Source organism: Arthrobacter sp. Y3223164 (assembly GCF_059091005.1).
On the sequence record NZ_JBNHGF010000692.1, the window covers coordinates 1 to 836 of the forward strand.

At 70.9% G+C, this 836-nt stretch carries 1 protein-coding gene and 1 pseudogene; both read left to right on the forward strand.

Annotated elements, in window-relative coordinates; all coding sequences use genetic code 11:
- Positions 1 to 371 (forward strand): purine nucleoside phosphorylase YfiH/LACC1 family protein (locus AC5RUJ_RS17440; RefSeq protein ID WP_494156399.1); only part of this gene is annotated, 371 nt, incomplete at its 5' end.
- A pseudogene (locus AC5RUJ_RS17445) lies at positions 368 to 836 on the forward strand (YggS family pyridoxal phosphate enzyme); the annotation flags it as partial. The gene AC5RUJ_RS17440 and the pseudogene AC5RUJ_RS17445, both read left to right, overlap by 4 nt.

Sequence of the window (836 nt, forward strand, 5' to 3'; positions counted from 1 at the left end):
CCACCGCCGTGACCCATGCCGGCCGCCGCGGACTGCTCGACGGGGTGCTGGCCAACACCGTCGCCCGGCTCCGCGAGGCCGGTTCGGGCGAACTGCGGGCCTGGATCGGTCCCTCCATCTGCGGGGCCTGCTATGAGGTTCCCGAGCAGATGCAGGCCGAGGCGGTTGCCCGGATTCCCCAACTGGCGGCGAGGACAGCCTGGGGGACGCCGGCTTTGGACCTTGCCGCCGGAGCCAGGGCAGAGCTGGCCGGGCTCGGTGTGGACGTGCATCAGGTGGCCGGCTGCACCCGGGAGGACGGGAGGCTCTACTCCTACCGGCGCGATCAACAAACCGGCCGGTTCGCCGGCCTTGTCTGGAAGGACGCATGAGTACCGACGCCCGCAAGTCCGAACTCGCAGCGAACCTGGAACGTGTCCGGGCACGGATTGCCCGGGCCGCCGCGGGGCGATCCACGGAGCCGGAACTGATCGTCGTGACGAAGTTCTTCCCGGCCTCCGACGTTGCGCTGCTGCATGACCTGGGCGTCACCGACGTCGGCGAAAACCGGGACCAGGAAGCGGCCGCGAAGGCCGCCGAGCTTGCCGGTGCCGGGCTCCGCTGGCACTTCATCGGGCAACTGCAGACGAACAAGGCAAAGTCCGTGGTGCGGTACGCGGATGTGGTCCATTCGGTGGACCGGCGGCAACTCGTCACCGCCCTCGGCAAGGCCGTGGTGGCCGAGCAGGAACGGCGGGAGGCGGCCGGGCTCGGACCACGGGCGCACCTGGACTGCCTGATCCAGGTGAACCTTGATGAGAGCGGCGCCGGGCAGGCCGCGGGCACGGCGGCCCGCG